Below are 14734 nucleotides of genomic sequence, written 5' to 3' on the forward strand. Positions count from 1 at the left end.
TGCATCATTAAATCATTCTAAATAAATACAATGATAAAAGTATCAGACTATGCAAAGGAAAAAGCCATTCAGTTGATGACTGAAGACGGCTTTAACCCTGCTGAAGATTATATAAGAGTGGGGGTAAAAAGCGGAGGATGCTCTGGTTTAGAGTATGTTTTAAAGTTTGACAACCAAAAAACAGACACAGATCAGATTTTTGAAGATAATAACATCAAAATTATTATAGATAAAAAATCCATCCTTTACTTAGCAGGAACAACTCTTGAGTATTCAGGAGGATTGAACGGAAAAGGGTTTGTTTTCAACAACCCGAACGCATCCAGAACATGTGGATGTGGAGAATCATTTAGTCTTTAGAGAAAAGACATAAGATACTAGATATCAGACAAAACTCTGTTCTGACATCTACAATCTGAAATCTAAAAAATTATAATGAGTAAATACACTGAGGACGATTTAAGAGTCGATCTAGAAAATAAAAAATATGAATTCGGTTGGGAAACGAAGATTGATTACGAAGACTTCCCAATTGGATTAAATGAGGATATCATCCGTGCAATCTCTGCCAAAAAGGAAGAGCCTGAATGGATGACTGAATGGCGTCTGGAATCTTTCAAAATCTGGCTAAAAATGGTAGAGCCTACCTGGGCTAATATCAAATATGAAAAACCAGATTTTCAAGCAATCCGTTATTACGCAGCTCCAAAGGCAAAACCTGAACTGGAAAGCCTTGATCAGGTAGACCCGGAATTATTAAAAACTTTTGAAAAGCTAGGGATTAATATCGAGGAGCAAAAAAGACTTTCAGGAGTTGCTGTAGATATCGTAATAGACTCAGTTTCTGTGAAAACCACTTTCCAGGATACTTTGGCAGAAAAAGGAATTATTTTCTGTTCTATTTCCGAGGCTATTAAAAATCACCCTGATTTGGTAAGAAAATATCTTGGAAAAGTAGTTCCAAGAGGAGATAATTTTTATTCAGCATTAAATTCCGCAGTATTTTCTGACGGAAGTTTCTGTTATATTCCTAAAGGGGTAAAATGTCCAATGGAGCTTTCTACTTATTTCCGTATCAACCAGGCAGGAACAGGTCAGTTTGAAAGAACTCTTGTGATTGCCGATGAAGGAAGTTATGTTTCTTACCTTGAAGGATGTACAGCACCATCAAGAGATGAGAACCAACTTCACGCTGCAGTAGTAGAATTGATCGCATTAGACAATGCTGAAATTAAATATTCAACAGTACAGAACTGGTATCCTGGTAATGAAGAAGGTAAAGGAGGAGTATTCAACTTTGTAACGAAAAGAGGGCTTTGCGAAAGAAATGCAAAAATCTCATGGACGCAGGTGGAAACAGGTTCCGCAGTAACATGGAAATATCCGTCTTGTATTTTGAAAGGTGACGGTTCAATAGGAGAGTTCTACTCTATCGCGGTAACCAACAATCACCAATATGCAGATACAGGAACAAAAATGATTCACATTGGAAAAAACACCAGGTCAACAATCATTTCCAAAGGTATCTCTGCAGGAAAGTCTCAAAACTCATACAGAGGTCAGGTAAAAGTAATGCCTTCAGCAAAAGGAGCCAGAAACTTTTCACAATGTGATTCTTTATTGATGGGTAACGAATGTGGAGCTCATACCTTCCCTTATATTGAAATCAAAGACCCTACGGCTCAGTTGGAACACGAGGCAACGACTTCAAAAATCGGAGAAGATCAGATTTTCTACTGTAATCAGAGAGGTATTGATACAGAAAGAGCAATTGCTCTGATCGTGAATGGTTTCAGCAAAGAAGTTTTAAATAAGCTTCCGATGGAATTTGCGATCGAAGCACAAAAACTACTGGAAATTTCATTAGAAGGATCAGTAGGATAAAAGATATGATAGCTACAGAAAGATTAATTTTAAGAAAACCGGAGAATAAGGATTTTGATAGGTTCTTTGAAATTAATCATGATCCCCAAACCAATATTCATAATCCAGGTGGACCGATGAGTTTTGAAAAAGCAGAAAGCACATTTGCCAGAATGCTTGATCATTGGGAAACATATAATTTTGGAAGCTGGGTAATTGTTGAAAAAGACAACCCGGAAAATATAATAGGTTTTGGAGGACTGAGCTATAAACTCTACGGAGAAAAAGAAAAATTGAATTTGGGCTATCGTTTTGCTTCCCAGGCATGGGGGAAAGGATATGCCACAGAATTCACAAAGAAAGCTATAGATTTTGGGTTTAATGAAGACAACAAAGAAGAGATATTCGCCGTTGTCCGCCCCAGCAATATAGCTTCTGTAAAAGTTTTGGAAAAGGCAGGTATGATACAATTCGGTACACTTAATGATGTCCCTGATCAACCTGAAAGTTTAGTATATAGAATTCAAAAATAATTTGTTTAAGCAAATAAAATGTTAGAAATTAAAAACCTTCACGCCAAAATTGAAGATGGCGCAGAAATATTAAAAGGTATTAATCTTGAAATAAAGCCTGGTGAAGTTCACGCTATCATGGGGCCAAACGGAGCTGGTAAATCTACTCTTTCTTCTGTAATTGCAGGAAAAGAAGATTACGAAGTGACTGGCGGAGAGATTCTTTTCGAAGGAGAAGACATCATCGAAGACGCACCTGAAGACAGAGCTCACAAAGGAATTTTCCTTTCTTTCCAGTATCCGGTGGAAATCCCGGGAGTTTCTGTAACCAACTTTATTAAAGCTGCTTTAAACGAAACAAGAAAAGCAAACGGATTGGGAGAAATGCCTGCAAAAGAAATGCTTGCATTAATTCGTGAAAAATCTGAAAAACTGGGAATTAAAAAAGATTTCCTTTCAAGATCATTAAACGAAGGATTCTCCGGAGGTGAAAAGAAAAGAAATGAGATCTTCCAGATGATGATGCTTAATCCCAAATTAGCTATTCTTGATGAAACAGATTCAGGATTGGATATTGATGCATTAAGAATCGTTGCGGATGGGGTAAATCATTTTAAAAATGAAGGAAATGCAGTTCTTCTGATCACCCACTATCAGAGATTGCTTAACTATATTCAGCCTGACTTCGTTCATGTTTTAGCTGATGGAAAAATCATCAAAACCGGTGATAAATCTTTGGCATTGGAACTTGAAGAAAAAGGATACGACTGGCTTCTTAACTAAGAAGAAAATCAATTATTTCAGGGCTTAAAAAATTTTCGCTGTCATTCTGAATGAAGTAGCAAAATGAAGAATCTTTAATTATAAAAATTGGATTCCCTGTTCCTCGGAATGACAATATTTTAGTTCAAATAAAAAGAAAAAATGGTGCAAACCACAGACATACCAGTAATGGCATTAAAAGAACAAATTATAGAAAACCACAATGAATTTTTGGAGGCTCTTCGTCACAGATTTCTGGATGATGAAAGAAAAGCAGCCCTTCAAAGATTTGAAAACATTGGTTTTCCGACAAAGAAAGACGAAGAATATAAATATACCAATCTGAAGGAGATCACGGAAAAGAGCTATAACTTTTTGCCGAAAGAAAACCACAACATCACCAGAGAACAGTTTGACGAGCTGCATTTAGGAGAAGAAAATTTTGATTGGATCGTTTTTGTTAACGGTAAACTTCACAAAGAGCTTTCAAAAGTTTCTATTGAAAATGTAGAATTCCTTTCATTTAACTATGCGTTGAATGATGAGAAACATAAAGAAGTATTTGAAAAATACTTCAATACAATTGCTTCTAAAGATTTAGCTTTCACCAACCTTAACCTTGCATACTGCAAATATGGGTTCTTCCTGAAAGTTCCTAAAAATGTAGTGATTGAAAAGCCAATCCATGTTTTCTACATCTCACAGAACCAGGAAGAAAATACATTCTACAATACAAGAAATTTATTAATCGTAGAAGAAGGAGCAAAAGTAGAGGTTATTGAGAGTCATCATAATTTTGACAGCACGTATGTATTGACAAACTCTGTGACGGAGATTTTCACTTACCCGAATGCAAAAGCAGACTGGCATAAACTTCAGAACGACAACAATACTTCTTACCTTGTTGATCATACCTTTGCGAAACAGGAAAAAGACAGCTTAACAACTGTAAATACTTTTTCTTTCGGAGGTAAACTGGTAAGAAACAACCTCGATTTTATTCATAATGGATCAAACATCAATTCATTTATGAACGGAATCACTATTATCGGGAAAGATCAGCTGGTAGACCACCATACGGCAGTTCACCACAACTTCCCTAACTGTGAAAGTTACCAAAACTACAAAGGTATTTTTGACGGTAATGCACACGGTGTTTTCAACGGAAAAGTTTTTGTTGATAAAATCGCTCAGAAAACGAATGCTTACCAGCAGAACAATAACGTTTTATTAAGTGAAGGAGCCAGTATTGACACCAAACCTCAGTTAGAGATCTTTGCAGATGATGTGAAGTGTTCTCACGGTTGTACCGTAGGACAGCTAAACGAAGATGCTCTGTTCTACCTGAGAGCGAGGGGTATTTCTAAAAAAGAAGCTCAGGCACTACTTTTATATGCTTTTGCCAATGATGCCATGCAGAATATTGACATTGAGCCATTAAAACAAAAAATTTCAAAGCTGCTGGCTGAGAAATTAGAAGTCGATATAGAATTTTAAGACTTATATATTTGATAATAAAAAAGCACTTCCGTTTGTGAAGTGCTTTTTTTATAATGATTTATTTTTTTAACCAACCCTGGTTATCTTTATTATCCGAACGTTTCTTTCCGTTGTCAATATTATAGGCAAATCCAACCCCTAATGTCTGTTTCAACTGGGTTTTCCAGATTTGATTATGATCATATAAAAGATCAAGGGTGATATTGGATGAGATATACTTATTGATTTTCATATTGAGAATTGCTCCATACGCAAGGACCAGCCTGTCCGGGTGATCAAGGTAATTTGAAAATACGGAAGCGGTGTTGGTCAGATTAATATTCTCCATAATTTTAATCTTATACATTGCCGTTCCCAGAAAACCGAACTGAAATAATGAAGAATCACCATCATTCTTAAGACCATAGGTTCCTGCTTTTTGCAAATCTTTATCCAAAACAAATGTCCATCTTGCATTGGCCGGACGTAAAGTTACCGTTAGATTATCATTCGGTCTGTAAGTAACCCCCGCACCAAGATTCAGATATCCGGGAGCCATAAAATTGGAGATTTTTTTGGCATCAGGATTATTTCCATCTTCGTATCCGGGAGCAAATTGAGACTGTAATCCGGCACCAGCTGATAAATACCAATGCTTGGCAAATTCTCTACCATAGTTGGTGGAAAGATTGATGACATCCTGAGTTTTTCTTACTCCTGTTCCTTGAGTATTATTCTGCCCATAACCGAGTATAATAATATTCTCCCAAAGATCCTTCCCTTTTTCATACGTAAGATTATAATTTACACCGGCAAGCCATCCTACGTTATTGGCTCCCCCACCTACCCAATTGGAAAAGGCAGCCTGATTAAGCATTAAAGTATTTTGTCCCTGAATAGACCAAGCTTTAACAGTATCAGTTTTAGCTTCCTGAGCTGTTGCCATAGCCCCAATAGAAATGGAGGCGATCAATAAAAGTTTTTTCATAATTTAACGATTTCCTGCAAATGTATAAATAATAATTCACGCCCTGGATAAAATTCACTTTAAAATGAATTTAACACTTCGAAATTCACCCACTTAATTCAATGGAATTAAAGCTTTTAAGTGTAGCTCACCCCTTTTTCAAACTTAAAACAACTTAAAAATATAGATTTTAAACACAAAAAAGCACTCCGGATTCGAAGTGCTATTCTTTATTCAAGTTGTTTTGTCAGTCTATTTCTTAATCCACCATTGGCTGTCTTTTCGTTCGGAACGTTTCACTCCGTTATCCAATGTGTAAGCAAACCCTATCCCCAATGTTTGTTTAAGCTGGGTTTTTGCGATTTGATTGTGATCATACAGTAAATCCAGGGTCACATTGGATGAAATATATTTGTTTACTTTTAAATTCAGGAGAGCACCATAGGCCAGTACCAGTCTATCGGGACGGTCAAGATAATTGGAGAATACCGAAGCTGTATTGGTCAGATAGATATCTTCCATAATTTTAAGCTTATACATTGCTGTGCCCAAAAAACCGAATTGTAATAAAGAAGTATCTCCATCACTTTTCAAACCGTAATTTCCTGCCAATTGAAGGTCTTTGTCCAGTACAAAAGTCCATCTGGCGTTGGTAGGACGTAAGGTAACGGTTAAGTTATCATCTGGTCTATACGTGATACCCATACCGACATTCACGTATCCGGGAGCCATAAAGTTGGAAATCTTCTTTGCCTCAGGATTGTTTCCGTCTTCATATCCCGCAGCAAACTGAGACTGTAACCCTGCACCTAATGAGAAATACCAGCTTTTGGAGAATTTTCGTCCATAATTGGTAGAAACATTGATGACATCCTGTGTTTTACGGATCCCTAATCCTTTGGTATCATTCTGGCCATATCCTAGAATGATGATATTTTCCCATAGATCTTTATCTTTTTCATAAGTAATATTGTAATTAATCCCGGCTAGCCATCCTACATTGTTGGCTCCGCCTCCTACCCAGTTTGAAAAGGCAGCCTGATTAATCATTAAGGTATTTTTTCCTAAAACCGACCAGTACTTGATGGTATCTACCACTACGGAATCTTTTTTTAATTCTTCTTGAGCACTAGCATAAATCCCAATAAAAAAGGAAAGAATCAATAAAAACTTCTTCATTACTCTAAATAATTTTCAATGCAAAAATAGTCAATATAATTTTTTTCAAAAATAATTAAACCCAATAAAAATGTATGTATTAGAATTTTAATTTCATTTATCATAATTATATCTGTAAAATTAATGCCAAAATAATACAGCCTACCCTTAAAATTAATACCTTTTGTCTTAAAATCAGATGGGTAGAGAATGCTTCTTCGACAAATTTTCCGAAATTTATTGTTGGCTTTTGATTTGACGTAGAATCTGTATGTTTAAAAATGTAATTTCCAAAAGAGCGATTATATACCCTTTGCTGATGCTATCCGCAATGTGGTTTGGGTATTTTTTACAAACACAGGGCTTTTTTGGAAGTTGCTTTGGTGCTATTATTCCTTTATTGCCTGAAGGCTTGTTAGGAGTCATTACCTCCCCCCTTTTACACGGAAATATAGATCATATTATAGGAAATTCAATTCCTATTGCAGCGCTCATGTTTTTATTATATCAGTTTTACCCGCTGGTTGCCAATAAAGTTTTCATCCTTGGATGGATGGCAACCGGGCTTTTGGTCTGGCTTCTCCCTCCTATTGACATTTTCACGGGAGATTATACATACACCTGTACCATCGGAGCCAGTGGTGTGGTCTATGTGCTGGCTTTTTTTCTTTTCTTCAGTGGAGTATTCAAATGGAATACAAAACTTCTCACCATCTCAATGCTGGTCGTGTTATACTATGGAAGTCTGGTCTGGGGAATGCTTCCTGAAGAGTTGTTTTACAATATGCAGGAACCAAGTAAAATTTCATGGCAAGCCCACCTTTCAGGAGCTATCGTAGGCAGTATTCTGGCTTTTGGTTTCAAGAATGTTGGCGAAAAAAAGAAAAAATTCATTTGGGAATTTCCTAATTACTATAGTGAAAAAGATGATAAACTATGGCAGGAATATAAAGAGAACCATCCTGAAGACTTTTTAGAACTTCCGTATAAAAAAAGAGATGATATTTGGGATCATTTGGACCAGCTAAGGAAGAAATAAATGTATTTTTTCATTACATTTGAAAAAAACACACATGATTTCTGAAGAATATCTTTTTGCCATCGCCCTCCGCGAATGCAGCCAGATTGGCGACATCAATTTTCATAAACTCATCAGAACCTTTGGAAGTGCCCGGGAGGCATGGAGAAGCGCAAAGAAAGAGTATAAAAAGATGGAAGGAATTGGTTACAAAACTGTCTTTGATATCGGAAATGAAGAGCATTTGAAATTTGCAGAAAAGGAACTTAAATTTTGCGAAAAAAATAATATACAAATCAGGCTTAAATATCTCAATGAAATTCCTTCTCTTCTCAACGAATGTATAGATGCTCCAGCAATTTTATATCAAAAAGGAAAACTTAATGATTCATTACAAAAAGTAAGTATTGTAGGTACCCGCAACATGACCTTATATGGTAAGCAGTTTATTGAAGATTTTTTTGAAGCTACTCAAACGTCAAAATATGCTACAGTCAGTGGCCTTGCATTAGGGGTCGACAAAGAGGTTCATGAGCAGTCGATGAAGTATAGAAAACCTACCATAGCAGTTCTTGCTCATGGTTTTCAATTTTTATATCCGGCAAAAAACAGAAGACTTTCAGAAAAAATTATTCAGGAAGGAGGAATTCTTGTTACGGAATTTTGCTCTTCGCGAAAACCTGATCGGGAAAATTTCATTCAAAGAAACAGAATCGTTGCCGGAATTTCACCTGCAACCATAGTTGTTGAAACAGGTTATGGAGGCGGATCTGTAAGTACGGCTTCTTTTGCCAACGATTATAACAGGGAAGTATTTGCACTCCCGGGAAAAATCACAGATACATATAGCCAGGGATGTAATCAGTTGATTTTCTATAATAAAGCAACTGCAATTTCCAGCATAAAAGACCTTGTGAATATACTAGCTTTTAATAATCCGAAAGAAAAAATGGAAGAGCTTTTTTCGTATAGCGAATCTACGATACAATTATCTGAAAATCAAAACAAAACATATCAATATATCAAAGACCATCCACAGATATCTCTGGACGATCTGGCACAGGCTATTTCACTACCAACCCATAAAATCTTACCGATAATTTTAGAATTAGAGCTTTTAGGGAAAGTAAAATCGTTTTCCGGGAGACAATTTATAGCAATTTAAGAATTAACGATTTCTTAATATTGCATTATTTCATACATAACATTTCATTTTTAACAAAATTTGAACATAAATTATTAATTTAATAATATTACGAAACATTATTATTTAATTTTTAGCAATCTTAAAATAGAGTGTTGTGAATCTTGAAAAAAAAATTAAATTTGTTGACAATAATATTCAACCTTAATATAATGGAACAATATAATATTGACCAGAAAATCCAAGAGTTTATTGCAAAAATTGAAGCAAAAAATCCTAATGAACCGGAATTCTTACAGGCTGTAAAAGAAGTTGCCGTAACTGTAATCCCATTCATTGCTACCAAGAAAGAATATACAGGAATGAAGCTGCTTGAAAGAATGGCTGAAGCTGAAAGAATTATTATCTTCAGAGTTCCATGGGTTGACGACAAAGGAGAAATTCAGGTTAACAGAGGTTTCAGAATTCAGATGAACTCTGCAATTGGTCCATACAAAGGAGGAATCCGTTTCCATCCTACTGTAAACTTATCAGTTCTTAAATTCCTAGCATTCGAACAAGTATTCAAAAACTCTTTAACAACATTACCAATGGGTGGTGGTAAAGGAGGTTCAGATTTTGATCCGCAAGGTAAATCTGATATGGAAGTAATGCGTTTTTGCCAGGCTTTCATGACTGAATTATGTAAGCACATCGGTCCTGAAACAGATGTACCTGCAGGAGATATCGGTGTAGGTGCTAGAGAAATCGGTTATCTGTTTGGACAATATAAGAAAATCAGAAACGAATTTACAGGAGTACTTACAGGAAAAGGGCTTGCTTACGGGGGATCATTAATCCGTCCTGAAGCTACAGGATATGGAGTGGTATACTTCGCAGAGCAAATGCTTAAGACTATCGGGCAAAATTTCCAGGGAAAAATAGTATCAGTATCAGGCTTCGGAAACGTAGCTTGGGGAGTTATCAAAAAAGCAACCGAACTTGGCGCAAAGGTAGTAACTATCTCTGGTCCTGACGGATATATTTATGATAAAGATGGTATTAGCGGAGACAAAATTGATTATTTATTAGAGCTTAGATCTTCAGGAAACAACAGAGCTGAGGACTATGCTAAAAAATATCCATCTGCTGAATTCCACGCTGGAAAACGTCCTTGGAACGTGAAGTGTGATGTAGCATTCCCTTCTGCAACTCAAAATGAACTTGATTTAGAAGATGCAAGAATATTGGTTGAAAACGGATGTCTTTGTGTAACTGAAGCAGCTAACATGCCTTCAACATTAGACGCCATCAACTATTTCTTAGACAATAAAGTATTATTCTCTCCTGGTAAAGCTTCCAATGCCGGAGGTGTTGCAACATCAGGATTAGAAATGACGCAAAACTCTATCCGTCTGAACTGGACTTCCGAAGAAGTTGACGCAAGATTAAAGGAAATCATGATTGGAATCCACAAGGCTTGTAGAGACTATGGAAAAGACGAAGACGGTTATGTAAACTATGTGAAAGGTGCAAATATTGCTGGCTTCGTGAAAGTAGCAGAAGCAATGTTGGCTCAAGGAGTTGTGTAACTAAAAAATACAAAGGTTGGGAAAAATTCCCGACCTTTTTTGATACAGCCTGTTCCCGGGAAAATGGGAAAAAAGTAAAAAGTGAAAGGAGAAAGCGTTGCTACATGCAGCGCTTTTTTTATTTTTATATAATGAAAAGCATATGTAAAAATATTGATGAATATATTCTTTTGTTTCCGGCAGATGTTCAGGAAAAACTGTCTGACCTGAGAAAACATATTCACGAACAAGTTTCAGATTTAGAAGAATATATCGGATATCAGATGCCCGCTTTTAAATATCAGGGAAAGCCTCTGGTTTATTTTGCAGGCTATAAAAAACATATTGGCTTCTATCCCGGAGCAGAAGGGATAAAAAATTTCGAAAAAGATTTCAAAGAAAGGCATTATAAGTTTTCAAAAGGAGCTGTACAATTTCCTATCAATGAAGAAATCCCATTGGCTTTAATCCGTAAGATTGTACTCTTCAGAATGCAGGATATTGATCAAAAAAAATCCTGAAATAGAAAATTTCAGGATATCGACTAGTGTTTGCTAAAGTATGATCACTTTTTCTTTTTAGATTTCTTTTCTTCTTTTGTTGCTTCCGCTGGTTTTGTAGCCTCCGTAGGAGTTGCCGGTGTCGCTTCGGTAGCAGGAACTGCAACTTCAGTTGTTGTTGTTTGTTTAGGGTCACTTGTTTTGGTTGTCGTGTTCCATTCCGTGGTCGTCTGGGCTTTCTGCGGTTGCGTCTGAGTCGTTGTTTGAGTCGTCGTTTTGTTTTCAGCCGGCTTTTGAGGCGTTGTCTGGGCTGATATTGCGATTACTCCGACTAATGTAAACGCTGCCGTGAAAAATAACTTTTTCATAATGTAATATTTTAAATGATTGTTTAAAGTAAACGAGACATCATTTAAAAAAATTATACGCAAATATCTTATTTAACGTACTTTATAATTATTTAAGAGGAATTATAATAATATTGAGCTGGAAGATAGAAGCGTGAGGCCGGAAGTTTTTAAGACATTCATACCAATTCAATACAATGATTTTACTTGAGTTTAAAAAGTTAAAGAAACTATACCCCTTAAGCCTTTCCTCTCTCATCTTCCTTCTTCCCTACTTCGTTACATTCTTCATCATCTTTTCCACAAACTCAAATGCTGCAGGGCAAATCACCGTATTTTTAAGCATTAAATGATTAATCTGGTAGATCTTTTTACGATCGGTATGTGGATATTCACGACAGGCTTTTGGTCTTACCTCATATATAGAGCACGTATTATCGTTATTTAGAAAAAAACAGGGAAGATTTTGTAATACCTTATCATTATCTTCATCTACTCTTAAAAACTTAGCTTCAAAATCAGATTGTTTCATCCGGAGATACTTTGCGATACGTTCAATATCCTTCTCCGTGTAGAGAGGTCCGGTTGTTTTACAGCAGTTCGCACATTGCAGACAATCTACTTCATCAAAAACTTCTTCATGGGTTTCCTGCACAATATAATCAAGGTTTTTGGGCGGTTTCTTTTTCAATCCGTCCAAAAATTTCTTATGCTCTTTTTGCTTTTGCAACGCTTGCTTTTTATAAAAATCTAAATCCATTTATTCTTTATTTCCGACTGAATCCGGAAGATTTTCTTTTTGGTACTCATTAATTTTATCCAAATCAAGAATTGTACTCTGGTTTTCTTTATCCGGATAATACATAGGAACAAATCTTGCCCCATACACAATCTCTCCTGTCACATACGATGACCTTTGAACCACTGTATTAGAGAAAACTTCATCAAAAGCTCGTACCTGAACAATCAACTCAATGTCAGTGTTTTTAAAATCTTCGGCAGAAAAACCATAAAACGGAGAATTCTCATCAATCTTGTGAACAACAGTCCAATTAAGGGCCAGCGTATTAATCTTGCTTAACTGAGTTTCTAACCGGTAAAAATTACTCTTAGGAACACCATCTTCAATGACTTCAATCGCTACTGAAACAATAACATCCGCGTCAGTAAGTGCATTGTTCTTATAAGGAGCCAATCTAAACATCAATGCTGTGGACTCCTTAAAAGGAGCAATAACCGCAATATCAGAAAACCTTAAATAAGCTCTCGGTCTTGAAAACCTTCCATAAAAAAGTCCTGTTGCAATGGCAAAGGTAAGCAATCCTAAAAAAGCCTCAAAAGTAGCAACCAAGCTCGCCAAAAATCCAACAGGTGCAATTCTTCCATATCCCACAGTTGTAAACGTTTGTGAACTGAAGAAAAATACATCAATAAATTCATTGACTGGGTTGCTTTTATCAATCCCGGTAAGATGCTGTACCCCGATAAGATAATAGATCAGCGCAAAAACAAGATTGACCACAATGTAGGAAATCACCAGATAAGAAAGAAAGCGGAAAGTTGATAAATTAAGCATTGTATGATACCAGCTTAACCTGTTAAAAACATTCACTCCCGTTCGCTGAACATTCGGAAGGCCATCTTTATTGATAAATCTTCCTGAAGCATTACTTCCAAAACCACTGTTCTCCGTATTTTTTTGACGGATTTTCTTTCTGAAACCTCTTGTCATATGAATAGAGTATTTATCATGTGAATTTTCATGTTTACATTTTCAGTACAAAGATAAAATATTGTTTTCATGAAATTTATCAATCCAATCATTCAACTTATGATTTCATTTTGCTGTACATTTGAAATATGAAAAAGCTGGAATCAAGAGAAGATATTGAGCACCTTGTCAATTCATTTTATACTAAAGTCGTTAAAGACGAAACCATTGGATTCTTTTTTACTGATATTGCAAAGGTAGATTGGGACAAACACCTCCCTAAAATGTATTCTTTCTGGGAGTCAATCCTTTTTGGGCAGATGACTTACAAAGGAAATCCTATGGGGGTACATTTTCCTGTGAATGAAATACAAGCCATGGAGCAGAAACACTTTGATCAGTGGCTTACGCTTTGGAGAACGACTATCGAAGAAAATTTCGTGGGCGAAAATGCGGATATGGCGATCTATAAGTCTGAAAACATAGCAAAACTGATGGCGTTTAAAATGGATTTGGCGAGAAGGTTGTGATGGAAGCCTGGGTTTCGGGTTTTGAGATGCGGGGTTTGGGTTCTGTACTGCTGCGCATGGAATCCGGGATTTATTTCAAGTAAATTATTCTTTTAAGGTACGATTACGGTAAAAATGTAAGCTGCCAGATTCACCAAAAGAACCGTTCCGTATAGGATATTGGTTTTTCCCCGGCTTAATGAAAGCATTACAATAAATACTGATAAAGAGAGCAAAATAATATCTTTTTTATCTAGTCCCAGAACTAATGGGATATCGTACAGGATACATACCACAGAAACCGCAGGAATCGTCAGTCCAATACTTGCCAATGCTGAGCCTAAGGCCAGATTTAAACTGGATTGAATCTGATTGGCTCTCGCTGCACGAATAGCTGCAACCCCCTCGGGAAGTAGTACTACCGCAGCAATAATTACCCCGACTAAAGATTTGGGAGCCCCTACACTCTGGACCATTCCTTCAATGGTATCAGAAAGTCCTTTTGCCATTAAAACAACAATAACCAAACAAACGACCAGAAAGCCAAAACTTATCAGGGTCTTGGTTAATGTGGGAATATAGTGTTCTTCAGGATGTTCATCAGGAACAATAAAATAACTTCTGTGTCTCACGGTCTGTACCATCAGGAATACTCCGTAGATAACCAGACAAGCAATAGATACAAAAATAAGCTGTGCCTGATTATAGAAAGGTCCGTTAACACTTGAGGTAAAATTAGGAAGAACAAGGGTAAGAATCAGAATAGAAACAGTGCTTACCAGATATGTTGTAGCGGAAGTTCTTGCGAAGAATTGTTCATGATATTTAACACCACCTACGAGTATACAAATTCCTAAAATACCATTAAGAATAAGCATTACAGCGGCAAAAACAGTATCTCTGGCCAGTGTGATCGCCTGATCTCCACCGGCAACCATCAGTGAGATAATGAGTGCTACTTCAATAATGGTAATACAAAGTGCCAGAATAATAGTTCCAAAAGGTTCTCCTACTTTATGAGCAACCATTTCAGCATGGTGTACTGCCGATAAAACACTCCCTATTAATAAAATTCCGGCTATAATATCATAAATAACCCCATTTCCCATCAATCCCGAGAAGTAGTAAACAACTGCAAGGACAGGAAAAATATAGGTATAGTGTAAAAATTCTTTTAATTTCATAAAGTGACTACAAAATACAAAAAATCTATG

Annotated in this window: 16 protein-coding genes; 10 read left to right on the forward strand and 6 right to left on the reverse strand. The window is 36.3% G+C overall.

From position 1 onward, the window contains the following. Positions 1–30 precede the first annotated feature (30 nt). The 5 genes from C1631_RS17630 (at position 31) to sufD (ending at position 4634) form a co-directional block, all read left to right on the forward strand. Entirely contained in the window at positions 31–360 is a 330-nt protein-coding gene (locus C1631_RS17630) for a HesB/IscA family protein (RefSeq protein ID WP_027372006.1), read from the forward strand. 75 nt (positions 361–435) lie between these two features. Next, positions 436–1884: a Fe-S cluster assembly protein SufB gene (sufB, locus tag C1631_RS17635; protein ID WP_103247529.1), complete on the forward strand. Its 1449-nt coding sequence runs from the start codon at positions 436–438 to the stop codon at positions 1882–1884. Positions 1885–1889: 5 nt separating this feature from the next. Continuing rightward, entirely contained in the window at positions 1890–2396 is a 507-nt protein-coding gene (locus tag C1631_RS17640; RefSeq protein ID WP_103247530.1) for a GNAT family N-acetyltransferase, read from the forward strand. 18 nt (positions 2397–2414) lie between these two features. Then, the gene (sufC, locus tag C1631_RS17645; protein ID WP_103247531.1) at positions 2415–3158 is read left to right on the forward strand and encodes a Fe-S cluster assembly ATPase SufC; all 744 of its coding nucleotides are present in this window, start codon (positions 2415–2417) and stop codon (positions 3156–3158) included. Between the two features lie 168 nt (positions 3159–3326). After that, positions 3327–4634, forward strand: coding sequence for a Fe-S cluster assembly protein SufD (gene sufD / locus C1631_RS17650; RefSeq protein ID WP_103247535.1), 1308 nt, complete (start codon positions 3327–3329; stop codon positions 4632–4634). Between the two features lie 61 nt (positions 4635–4695). Here the strand turns inward: sufD and C1631_RS17655 are convergent, their stop codons facing one another. Then, complete coding sequence (locus C1631_RS17655) at positions 4696–5604, reverse strand: DUF3078 domain-containing protein (RefSeq protein ID WP_103247532.1); 909 nt, start codon at positions 5602–5604, stop codon at positions 4696–4698. A gap of 231 nt (positions 5605–5835) precedes the next feature. After that, positions 5836–6762 carry a DUF3078 domain-containing protein gene (locus C1631_RS17660; RefSeq protein ID WP_103247533.1) on the reverse strand — a complete coding sequence of 309 codons (927 nt, stop codon included), beginning with the start codon at positions 6760–6762 and terminating at the stop codon, positions 5836–5838. A gap of 250 nt (positions 6763–7012) precedes the next feature. On the opposite strand from C1631_RS17660, the gene C1631_RS17665 reads away from it, so the two are divergent. The 4 genes from C1631_RS17665 (at position 7013) to C1631_RS17680 (ending at position 10974) form a co-directional block, all read left to right on the forward strand. Then, entirely contained in the window at positions 7013–7780 is a 768-nt protein-coding gene (locus C1631_RS17665; RefSeq protein ID WP_103247534.1) for a rhomboid family intramembrane serine protease, read from the forward strand. Between the two features lie 34 nt (positions 7781–7814). After that, the gene (gene dprA / locus C1631_RS17670) at positions 7815–8924 is read left to right on the forward strand and encodes a DNA-processing protein DprA (RefSeq protein WP_109713582.1); all 1110 of its coding nucleotides are present in this window, start codon (positions 7815–7817) and stop codon (positions 8922–8924) included. Between the two features lie 191 nt (positions 8925–9115). Beyond that, entirely contained in the window at positions 9116–10474 is a 1359-nt protein-coding gene (gdhA, locus tag C1631_RS17675; RefSeq protein WP_109713584.1) for an NADP-specific glutamate dehydrogenase, read from the forward strand. Positions 10475–10605: 131 nt separating this feature from the next. Beyond that, on the forward strand, positions 10606–10974 hold the full coding sequence (locus C1631_RS17680; protein ID WP_103246838.1) for an iron chaperone: 369 nt from the start codon (positions 10606–10608) through the stop codon (positions 10972–10974). Positions 10975–11018: 44 nt separating this feature from the next. Here the strand turns inward: C1631_RS17680 and C1631_RS17685 are convergent, their stop codons facing one another. The 3 genes from C1631_RS17685 to C1631_RS17695 all read right to left on the reverse strand — a co-directional run bounded on the left by C1631_RS17685 (position 11019) and on the right by C1631_RS17695 (position 13032). Beyond that, a complete protein-coding gene (locus C1631_RS17685) occupies positions 11019–11321 on the reverse strand; it encodes a hypothetical protein (protein WP_109713586.1) in 303 nt (100 codons plus the stop codon). A 250-nt stretch (positions 11322–11571) separates the two neighbouring features. Then, on the reverse strand, positions 11572–12060 hold the full coding sequence (locus tag C1631_RS17690) for a YkgJ family cysteine cluster protein (RefSeq protein ID WP_103246840.1): 489 nt from the start codon (positions 12058–12060) through the stop codon (positions 11572–11574). Continuing rightward, positions 12061–13032 (reverse strand): ion channel, encoded by a 972-nt coding sequence (locus C1631_RS17695; protein WP_103246841.1) that lies wholly within the window; start codon positions 13030–13032, stop codon positions 12061–12063. A 128-nt stretch (positions 13033–13160) separates the two neighbouring features. Here C1631_RS17695 and C1631_RS17700 point away from each other — a divergent pair, with 128 nt between their 5' ends. Continuing rightward, positions 13161–13541: a group III truncated hemoglobin gene (locus C1631_RS17700; RefSeq protein ID WP_109713588.1), complete on the forward strand. Its 381-nt coding sequence runs from the start codon at positions 13161–13163 to the stop codon at positions 13539–13541. Positions 13542–13633: 92 nt separating this feature from the next. Here C1631_RS17700 and C1631_RS17705 read toward each other — a convergent pair whose 3' ends face one another. After that, the gene (locus C1631_RS17705) at positions 13634–14704 is read right to left on the reverse strand and encodes a calcium:cation antiporter (RefSeq protein WP_103246843.1); all 1071 of its coding nucleotides are present in this window, start codon (positions 14702–14704) and stop codon (positions 13634–13636) included. Between the last annotated feature and the right edge of the window lie 30 nt (positions 14705–14734).

Source organism: Chryseobacterium phosphatilyticum, from assembly GCF_002899825.2.
GTDB classification, from domain to species: domain Bacteria; phylum Bacteroidota; class Bacteroidia; order Flavobacteriales; family Weeksellaceae; genus Chryseobacterium; species Chryseobacterium phosphatilyticum.